This window comes from Brevundimonas diminuta ATCC 11568 (genome assembly GCF_000204035.1).
Lineage (GTDB): Bacteria > Pseudomonadota > Alphaproteobacteria > Caulobacterales > Caulobacteraceae > Brevundimonas > Brevundimonas diminuta.
The window spans coordinates 2,114,713-2,124,183 of the sequence record NZ_GL883086.1; the positions used below are offsets into that span (position 1 = coordinate 2,114,713).

Annotated in this window: 10 protein-coding genes; 3 read left to right on the plus strand and 7 right to left on the minus strand. The window is 69.1% G+C overall.

Annotated features, from left to right (window positions below; genetic code table 11):
• Positions 1–126: 126 nt before the first annotated feature.
• Positions 127–1,710 (minus strand): 2-polyprenylphenol 6-hydroxylase, encoded by a 1,584-nt coding sequence (gene ubiB / locus BDIM_RS14130; RefSeq protein WP_003166272.1) that lies wholly within the window; start codon positions 1,708–1,710, stop codon positions 127–129.
• Positions 1,698–2,483, minus strand: a complete 786-nt coding sequence (locus BDIM_RS14135) for a class I SAM-dependent methyltransferase (protein ID WP_040346301.1) — start codon at positions 2,481–2,483, stop codon at positions 1,698–1,700. Before BDIM_RS14135 ends, ubiB begins: the two co-directional genes overlap by 13 nt.
• 135 nt (positions 2,484–2,618) lie before the next feature.
• Between BDIM_RS14135 and BDIM_RS14140 the strand changes: the two genes are divergently transcribed.
• Together BDIM_RS14140 and BDIM_RS14145 are read left to right on the plus strand one after the other, a co-directional pair.
• Complete coding sequence (locus BDIM_RS14140) at positions 2,619–2,915, plus strand: 4a-hydroxytetrahydrobiopterin dehydratase (RefSeq protein ID WP_040346303.1); 297 nt, start codon at positions 2,619–2,621, stop codon at positions 2,913–2,915.
• Positions 2,912–3,697 carry an SDR family oxidoreductase gene (locus BDIM_RS14145; RefSeq protein ID WP_040346304.1) on the plus strand — a complete coding sequence of 262 codons (786 nt, stop codon included), beginning with the start codon at positions 2,912–2,914 and terminating at the stop codon, positions 3,695–3,697. Before BDIM_RS14140 ends, BDIM_RS14145 begins: the two co-directional genes overlap by 4 nt.
• Positions 3,698–3,799: 102 nt before the next feature.
• On the opposite strand, the gene BDIM_RS14150 is transcribed toward BDIM_RS14145, so the two are convergent.
• From BDIM_RS14150 to BDIM_RS14170, 5 genes are all read right to left on the minus strand, one after another.
• Positions 3,800–5,143 (minus strand): amidohydrolase family protein, encoded by a 1,344-nt coding sequence (locus tag BDIM_RS14150; RefSeq protein ID WP_003166273.1) that lies wholly within the window; start codon positions 5,141–5,143, stop codon positions 3,800–3,802.
• Between the two features lie 3 nt (positions 5,144–5,146).
• Positions 5,147–6,643, minus strand: coding sequence for an amidohydrolase (locus BDIM_RS14155; RefSeq protein ID WP_040346306.1), 1,497 nt, complete (start codon positions 6,641–6,643; stop codon positions 5,147–5,149).
• Positions 6,644–6,759: 116 nt separating this feature from the next.
• Positions 6,760–7,041 (minus strand): DUF167 family protein, encoded by a 282-nt coding sequence (locus BDIM_RS14160; protein WP_003166274.1) that lies wholly within the window; start codon positions 7,039–7,041, stop codon positions 6,760–6,762.
• 278 nt (positions 7,042–7,319) lie between these two features.
• Positions 7,320–8,249, minus strand: coding sequence for an electron transfer flavoprotein subunit alpha/FixB family protein (locus tag BDIM_RS14165; protein ID WP_003166275.1), 930 nt, complete (start codon positions 8,247–8,249; stop codon positions 7,320–7,322).
• Entirely contained in the window at positions 8,249–9,013 is a 765-nt protein-coding gene (locus tag BDIM_RS14170; protein WP_003167502.1) for an electron transfer flavoprotein subunit beta/FixA family protein, read from the minus strand. The genes BDIM_RS14165 and BDIM_RS14170 overlap by 1 nt, the downstream gene beginning before the upstream one ends.
• 125 nt (positions 9,014–9,138) lie before the next feature.
• Here BDIM_RS14170 and BDIM_RS14175 point away from each other — a divergent pair.
• A partial coding sequence (locus BDIM_RS14175) for a hypothetical protein (protein WP_040346308.1) occupies positions 9,139–9,471 on the plus strand: 333 nt, incomplete at its 3' end.

A 9,471-nucleotide genomic window follows, 5' to 3' on the forward strand; every position in this document is an offset into this window, starting at 1 on the left:
CGCCCTGGGTCGGCGCCCGGCTCGGAGCGGCGGTCTGGGCCAGCGCCGGGGCGGCCAGCAGGAGGGCGCCCGACAGGACGAGGGCGAAGGAAGAGGTCTTCATGAAACGCAGGCTCCGAAGAAACGTCAGGCGACGATCATCGGCCAAAGCGTCAGCACCAAGGCGGCCGCCGACGCGCAGACTGCGACGGTGACGGCGGCGACCACCCAGGGCCGCGTTCCGGCCTTCTCGATCACCAACGTCTGAGACGACGGCGGGTTCTGCACCAGACGCGACAGGGCCCTGAGAGCGGCCATCGCCTCCTCGACCGTCTCCTTGATCTGGGCCTGCGGGCCCAGTTCGCGCTTGATCCAGCGCTCGACCACCGGCTTGGCGGCCTCCCACAGATCGTGATCGGGGTTCAGGCGGCGCGCCACCCCCTCGACCGAGACCATGGTCTTCTGCAGCAGCACCAGTTCGGGGCGCATATGCATGTCGAACAGGGCGGTGATCTCGAACAGCTGGCCCAGCAGGCGGCCCATCGACACCTGGCTGGCCTGGCGGCCGATCACCGGCTCGCCGACCGCGCGCAGGGCCTGGGCGAAGGTGTCGACCGAATGGTGCGGCGGCACGTATCCGGCCTCGAAATGGACGCGGCTGATGCGGTCGTAGTCGCGGCTGATGAAGCCCCACAGGATCTCGGCCAGATAGCGTCGCTCGGCCGGGCCCAGCCGCCCGACGATGCCGAAGTCGATGGCCGTCAGCTGCGCGGGCGCGTCGGCGAACAGATTGCCCTCGTGCAGGTCGGCGTGGAAGACGCCGTGGTCCAGCGCCTGAACCAGGAAGGCGCGCACCACCTTGTCGGCCAGGGCGTCCTTGTCGAGGCCGGGCAGATCGACCAGGGCCGGGTCCGTCATCGGCAGGCCGGGCGCCCACTCCAGCGTCAGCACCCGCTTGCCCACCCCGTCCCAGACGACGGCGGGGGCGGACATATAGCCGTCCTTGGCCATGACCTCGGCCAGTTCGGAGGCGGCGGCGGCCTCCAGCCGCATGTCCAGCTCAAGCTGCAGCGACTGGGCGATGATCTCGACGAAGGCGCGCGGCTCCAGCCGACGGGCGGGCTCGACGAAGCGGTCCACCAGCTTGGCGCCCAGACGCATGGCGTCCAACCCCTGGGCCACGCGGCGCTCGACGCCGGGGCGCAGCACCTTGACCGCCACATTGCGCCCGTCGGCCAGCCGGGCCGGGTGCGCCTGCGCCAACGAAGCGGCGCCCATCGGTTCGGTCAGATCGATGAACAGGCTCTCGGCCGGGCGGCCCAGCGAGCGCTCGATCTCGCGCTTGGCCTCTTCCAGCGGGAAGGGCGGCAGCTTGTCCTTCAGACGCCCCAGATCCTGGGCGAACTGCAGGCCGAAGATGTCGGCGCGCGTGGCCAGCACCTGGCCCAGCTTGATGGCGACGGGGCCGAGATGCTCGAAGGCCTGGCCGACGCGCTGACCCGGTCGTCCCGCGCGGTGCTTGCGGCTGGCGAACAGCTGGACCAGGCGGGCGAACGGGCGGCCCCAGGCGGGCAGCAGGGGGTTGGCCTCGCGCGGGATCAGGGCGTCGTGGCGCGCCAGCACCCAGCCCCAACGGATCATGCGCAGGGCCGCGCCGACCGGATGGCGGACCGGCTGGGCCTGCGGCGTCGGCGGCGGGGCGTTGAAGGTCAGCCGGCTCAGATCGCCCACCCATGGTGGATGGCGGCGATCCCGCCCGACAGATTGGTGACGCTGACGCGGCTGAAGCCCGCCTCCTCGATCATCCGCTTGAAGGTCTGCTGATCGGGGAAGCGGCGGATGCTCTCGACCAGATACTGGTAGGAATCGCGGTCCTTGGCGACCAGCTGGCCGATGCGCGGAATGGCGTGGAAGGACCAGGCGTCATAGGCCTTCCTCAGCGCGCCGGTCGTGGGCCGCGAGAACTCCAGGCAGATGAAGCGGCCGCCCGGCTTCAGCGCGCGGCGCGCCTCGCGCAGGGCCTGCGGAATGTCGGCCACGTTGCGGATGCCGAAGCTGATCGAATAGGCGTCCAGGCAGGCGTCCGGCAGCGGCAGGTGCATGGCGTCGCCGACGCCCCAGGCCATCTCGGGCTCGCCGCCCTTGGCTACGCCGTTCAGGATCATCTCCGCGTTGTAGTCCATGACGATGACGGTGGCGTCCTCGCCCCCGCGCCGTTCCTGGGCCGCGCGGGCCATCCTGGAATAGCGGCGCGCCATGTCGCCAGTGCCGCCGGCCATGTCCAGCACCACCTCGCCCGGCCGGACGTTCAGCTTGGCCGCCGTCGCATCCTTCCAGATGCGGTGCACGCCCGCGCTCATCAGGTCGTTCATCAGGTCGTAGTTGGAGGCGACGGAGTTGAACACGCCGCGCACCATCTGCACCTTTTCCTTGGCGTCTACGTCACGGAAGCCGAAGGAGGAGGTCTTGCCGGAAGCGTCGGAGGAGGGATCGGCCTGGGTCATGGATGGCGGTGTAACGCCTCCCGTCGCCGCCGTCATCCGGGGAAGCGTCGCATGATGGCGCCATCTGACGCAGGCTTGCCGCTTGTCGCGTCACGGAGCGCGCGATACGCCTGAACAAAATCCAAGGAGACGCCCATGACCGCCGCCCTCGACGTGACCGAAGTTCTGGCGGGCCTGCCCGACTGGCGCCGCGCCGACGATCCGCGCCCGGCCATCGCGCGCACCCTGCGCTTCGCCGATTTCAACGCCGCCTTCGGCTTCATGACCCGCGTCGCCCTCTTGGCCGACAAGGTCGACCATCATCCCGAATGGTCCAATGTCTACAACCGCGTCGAGGTGCTGCTGACCACCCATGACGCCGACGGGGTGACGGAACGCGACGTGGCGATGGCCCGCTTCATCGACGCGGCGGTCAAGGGCCTGGTCGAGTGACCGGCAGCCGCGTCGCGGGCAAGACGGCCCTGATCACCGGCGCCGCCGGGGGCCTGGGCCAGGCCATGGCCCGGATGCTGGTCCGCGAGGGCGCCAGGGTGGCGCTCAGCGACCTGGACCTGAACGGGGCCCGCGCCCTGGCCGAGGCGATCAACGCCGAGCATCCCGACATGGCCTTCGCCTATGAGCACGACGTCACGCGCGAGGACGACTGGGTCCGCGTGGTCGGCGCGGCGGTCGAGGACATGGGCGGGCTCAGCATCCTGGTGAACAACGCCGGGATCGGCGGCCAACTGCTGTGGGCCGAGCAGGACACGCTGGAGAACTGGCGCAAGGTCCAGGCGGTCAACCTGGAATCCGTCATGCTGGGCTGCAAGCACGCCATGGCGCCGCTGCGGGCCTCGGGCGCGGGATCGATCGTCAACATCTCGTCGATCGCGGGACTGGCGGCGGCGCCGGGCATGGGCGCCTATAACGCCACCAAGGCGGCGGTCTGGCTCTACACCAAGACGGTGGCGCTGGAAGCGGCCAAGGCGGGGTGGAACGTGCGCGCCAACTCTGTGCATCCGGTCTTCATCAAGACGCCGATCCTCGACCCCTTCATCGCCATGGCGGGCGGAGACGAGGCGAACGCGCACGAAAAGCTGGCGCGCGGCATCCCGCTGAAGCGCATCGGCGAACCGGACGACGTGGCCTATTGCGTGCTCTATCTGGCCTCGGACGAGTCCAAGTTCGTGACCGGCGCCGAGTTCAAGATCGACGGCGGGCTGACGGCACAGTAACGCTGCCTGCCCCCTTCCCCCCTCAATGGGGGAGTTTCAGGATAGAAAAGAAAAAGGGCGCTGCGGTCTCCCGCAGCGCCCTTCCGTCTTCAGGCCTAAGCCTCAGTTCCCGTAAGCAGGCGGCATGGCGCCTTCGCCGCCGGTGCGGTAGCGGTCGCGCAGCAGCAGGTTGCGCGCCTGCAGCGGCTGCTCCACCCCGTCGATCAGCACGGCCGATGGCTGGCTCAGCGGCTCCAGCGGATCGCCCGACCAGACCACGACGTCGCCTGCGGCCCCGGCCTTCAGCTCGCCGAACTGGCCGTCGAAGCCGAAGATACGGGCCGGATTGACCGTGATCGCCTGGATGGCCGCCGCGAACGGCAGGCCGTGCGACACGGCGTTGCCCGCGTTATAGCGGATGTCGCGAGCACGGTGGGCCGAGCCCTCGTTGCCCTTGATGGCGATGACCACGCCCGCTGCGTTCAAGGCCGCCGCATTCTGCATCCGCGCCGCCCGCATCTCGAAGTTCGAGGGCAGGTTGGTGGTCGGGTGCAGGATGACCGGAACCTTGGCCGCCGCGATCTCATCGGCCACCAGCCAGCCTTCGGCGGCGCCGTCCAGGATGACCTTGACGCCTTCCTCGCGCGCCAGACGCAGCACCTGCTGGATGTCCGAGGCGCGGTTGACGGTGACGATCAGCGGCATGGCGCCGTTCGCCACCGGGATCAGGGCCTCCATATCGGCGCGAGACAGAGACAGAGCGCGCATGTCGGCCCGCTCATAGGCCGCCTTGTTCCGGGCGTAGGCCCGAACCTCGGCCAGGGTCTCCTTGAACAGGACGAACTCGGCGCCGCGGGCGCCGCCCGCCACCGTCGCCCCGGCCTCGCCGAAGGGCGCGACCATGGCCACGCGCGGCTTCACCAGGATGTCGGCGCCGCCCAGCTTGATGACCGCCGCCTGGCCGGCGAACAGGCCCGGCGACTGGAAGCCGCCGTGACCCGCGCCGGCGAAGTCGGAATCGTCGTGGCTGTGCCCGCCGCCCGAGCCGCCGTGCTGCGGCGTGACGACGGCGCGGGTGACGCCGCCCAGACGGGCCACCGGCAGGGTGAAGGACCAGGGGTCCAGGCCGTAGGACAGGTCGAAGGCTGCGGTCAGGGTGTTGGCGCGATTGGCCAGGTCGTTGGTCCCGCGCACCGAGCCGACCTCGGTCCCGGCCAGACCGGAATCCACGGCGACGAAGCCCGGCGTGACGATCTTGCCGCGCGCGTCGATGACGCGCAGGCCGGCCGGGGCGCCGCCGGTTCCGACCGAAACGACCTTGCCGTTGCGGATGACCACCGTGCCGTTCTCGATCACCGAGGTTCCGGTCAGCACCCGGCCGCCGGTGATGGCGACGTCCTGAGCCAGGGCGGGGCCGGTCAGGGCCAGGGCTGCGACAGCGCCCGCGAGGAGAGTTTTGATACGCATGGTTCAGCGAGCTCCCTGGGCGACGCCGGCGGCGGCCTGGCCGAAGCCGGGCTGGCCCAGTTCGAAATCGGACACGGGCTGGAAGGCGGGGTTCTGGCGATCGAAGGCCAGGCCGCCGTCGATGAAGACCTGGTCGGCGCGAGCGTAGATCGAGAAGGGATCGGCGCTCCAGATCACCACGTCGGCGCGCTTGCCGCTCTCGAGCGAGCCGGTTTCCTTGTCGATGCCGATAGACCTGGCCGCATTCAGCGTGATCCAGCTGATGGCGTGCTCTTCGGAGATGTTCATCCCGGCGCGGCGACCGGCCGACAGGGCGGCGGCGGCTTCCTGGTTCAGGCGCTGGATCAGTTCGGCGTCGTCCGAGTGGATGACGGCGCACGAGCCCTCGGGCGCGTCGGTCAGGGCGGCGTTCTCCTCGATGCCGTCCAGGGCCTCCATCTTGAAGCCCCACCAGCCGGTCCACATGGCGGCGCAGACGCCTTCACGCGCCAGCAGGGGCGCGATCTTGTAGGCCTCGACCGCGTGGTGGAAGGTGGTGATCTTGTAGCCGAACTCCTTGGCCACATCGAGCATGACCGCCATTTCATCGGCGCGGTAGCAGTGGTTCTGGATCAGGATCGAGCCGTCCAGAACGCCCGCCAGGGTCTCGAGCTGCAGGTTGCGGGTCGGGGGCGTCCCCTGGCCGTCCTCGCGCCACTTGTCCCACTTGGCCTTGTAGTCGCGCGCGGCGATGAAGCCGGCGCGATAGCCCGCGACATTGCCCATGCCGGTGGCCGGCGATTGGTTGCGCGAGCCATAGACCCGCGACGGGTTCTCGCCGCAGGCCATCTTCAGGCCGTAGGGAGCGTTCGGGAACTTCATCCCCTGCATGGTGACAGACGGCACATTGCGCAGGGTCACGCCGCGGCCGCCGAACAGATTGGCCGAGCCGGGCAGGATCTGCATCGTCGTCACCCCGCCCGCGCGGGCGGTGTTGAAGCCGGGATCCTGCGGCCAGATCGAGTGTTCGGACCAGACCTGGGCGGTGTTCGGGTTGGTGGCTTCGTTGCCGTCGCTCATGCCCATGACGCCCGGCGAAGGATAGACGCCCAGGTGGCTGTGGATGTCGATGATGCCCGGCGTGACGAAGCGGCCGCGCGCGTCGACCACCTGATGGCCCGCCGGGACCGGGGTGTTCGCCCCGCCGACGGCGGCGATGCGGCCGTCGGTGACGACGACGACGCCGCCCTCGATCTTCTGACCGGCGCCGGTCAGCACCGTCGCGCCGACGATGGCCATGTTCTGGCGCGGCAGGCCGCGATAGGTCGAGGGATAGGGGTCGGCATTGGCCCAGCCGTCCAGACCCGGCGCCATCGTGCGGTCCTTGGAGGACGACGCGGTGGAAGCCGTCTCGGTCTTGGGCGCGGCGTCGCCGGTCGTGGCGCAGGCCGACAGGCTGAGCGCGCCGAGCGCGCAGGTGAGAACGGCGAGGCTTGGACCCCGCAGGCGACTGAACAACATGGGCGAGCCCCCTCGCGCCCGCGAACTGCGGGCAGACAATGACGTGTATACAATCGCCAGTTTCCGTCAGGGTAAAGCTCTAAAAGCCGCCGCTCTCGGCAAAGTCAGGCGCGCGCTCAATCCGCAGGCAGGCGCGCGCGGACCTCCGCGTCGGTCAGGCCGTCGACCTCAATCATCTTCAGCCGCGACTGGCCGCCGCGCGCCAGCGCCACGTCGCGCTTGGGCACGCCCAGGGCCTTGGCGAGGAAGGCGGTCAGGGCGGCGTTGGCCTCGCCCTCCACCGGCTGGGCGCGGACGCGGACCTTCAGCACCGGGCGGCCGTCCGGGTCGACGTCCCAGCCGTCGATGCGGTCGGCCGAGGCGCGCGGGGTCAGCTTGACGGGAATGCGGGCAGTCATGGGAGGTGTTTGGCCCAAGGAGAGGAAAGGTCCAAATTTTCGTCATTCTCCGGCAAGCCGCGCAGCGGCGCAGACCGGGGAACCCAGCGGCGCCCGGAGGGCGAAACTCCACGCGCCACGCCTGCAGTAAAGATCGCCTTTGGCGCCGCTGGGTCCCCCGGTCTCCCCCCGCCTTCGCGAGGGTCGCCGGAGGATGACGAAAGATAAGGCGCGCCAAAAAGAAAACGCGCCGGACGATCCCTCGCCCGGCGCGCTTCTAACTCAGCGTGTGAAACCGATCAGCCCAGGGCGGCCATCAGTTCCGGCACGGCGGTCTTGTAGTCGGCGACCCAGCCGTAATCGGCGACCTGGAAGATCGGGGCGTCGGCGTCCTTGTTGATGGCGACGATCACCTTGGAGTCCTTCATCCCGGCCAGGTGCTGGATGGCGCCCGAGATGCCGATGGCGATGTAGAGGGCCGGAGCCACGACCTTGCCGGTCTGGCCGACCTGATAGTCGTTGGGGGCGTAGCCCGCATCGACCGCCGCGCGCGAAGCGCCGACGGCGGCGCCCAGCTTGTCGGCCAGAGGGTCCATGACGGCGTGGAATTCTTCAGCCGAGCCCAGGGCGCGGCCGCCCGAGACGACGATCTTGGCGGCGCCCAGTTCGGGGCGATCCGACTTGACCATTTCTTCCGACACGAAGGCGGTCTTGGGCGCTTCGCCGGCGGCGACGCTCTCGACCGAGGCCGATCCGCCTTCAGCGGCGGCGGCGAAGGCCGTCGGGCGCACGGTGATGACCTTCTTGGCGTCGGCCGACTGGACCGTCTCCAGCGCATTGCCCGCATAGATCGGACGCACGAAGGTGTCGGCCGAGACGACTTCCACGATGTCCGAGATCGGCGCCGTGTCCAGCTTGGCGGCGATGCGCGGCGCGAAATTCTTACCGTCGGTGTTAGCCGGGGTCAGGATGGCGTCATAGTTCCCGGCCAGCGGCAGGACGGTGGCCTCGACGGCCTCGGCCAGACCGTGGGCGACGGCGTCGCCTTCGGCCAGCAGCACCTTGCGCACGCCCGCGATCTTGGCGGCGGCGTCAGCCACGCCTTGCGCGCCCTTGCCCAGCACCAGAACGTCCACGTCCGACGACAGGGCCAGGGCGGCCGTCACGGTCTTGTGGGTGGTGTCGCGAACAACCGAGCCGTCGTGGTCGGCGATGACGAGAACGGCCATTACAGAACCCCTGCGTCTTTGAGCTTGGAAACCAGTTCGGCCGCATCGGCGACCTTGACGCCCGCCGAACGCTTCGGCGGCTCCGTCACCTTCAGCACCTTGAGGCGGTCCGCCGTATCGACGCCGTAGTCGGCGACCGCCTTCATGGCGATCTCCTTCTTCTTGGCCTTCATGATGTTGGGCAGCGACGCATAGCGCGGCGTGTTCAGGCGCAGGTCGACCGACACCACGGCCGGCAGTTCGGCCGAGACGGTCTGCAGGCCGCCGTCGACTTCACGCGTCACCACGGCCTTGCCGCCTTCGATCGCCAGCTTGCCGGCGAAGGTGGCCTGCGGCCAGTCCAGCAGGGCGGCCAGCATCTGACCCACGGCGTTGTTGTCGCCGTCGATCGACTGCTTGCCCAGCAGCACCAGGTCCGGCTTCTCTTCGTCCACCACGGCCTTCAGCACCTTGGCGACGGCCAGCGGCTCCAGATCCGTGTCCGACTGCACCAGGACGCCGCGATCCGCGCCCATGGCCAGGGCCGTGCGGATGGTTTCCTGCGCCTGGGTCACGCCGATGGAGACGACGACGATCTCGGTCGCCGTGCCCGCGGCATGGTGTTCCTTGCCTTCCTTCAGACGCACGGCCTCTTCGACGGCGATTTCGTCGAAGGGGTTCATGCTCATCTTGACGTTGGCCAGGTCGACGCCGGTCTGGTCCGCCTTCACGCGAGCCTTGACGTTGCTGTCGATCACCCGTTTCACCGGGACGAGTACCTTCATGAGCCTATCCACTTGGTCATCGAAATGTCGGTCGAGGGATTGGACCGATGAAACCGACCTGTCAACGTAACGCTACGTGAACTGCGGTCGTGTCGCGGACGCATTTTTGATCTATTGAGACTGGCATGAAACGCTTCCTGACGATCCGGCGCCTCAGCTTCATCTTCTTCAGCCTGTTCGCGGTGACGCTGGCGGGGGTGTTCATCCTGCAGCGTTTCTGGGTCGATCCGGGCGAACGCTGCGCGGCCAAGGGCTATTGGTACGATCTGGAGACGCGCATCTGCGCCCAGCCCATCTACATCCCCGACATCACCGGCCGCCCGGCGGGCACGACGCGCGCCGAGGCCTCGAACAAGGCCAATCAGGAGCTTCTGGTCCTGGAAGATCAGGTCAACGCCCAGAAGCGCGCCCGCGCCGCCGCCACCGAGGCCGAGCGCGAGCGGGTGAACGCCCTGCGG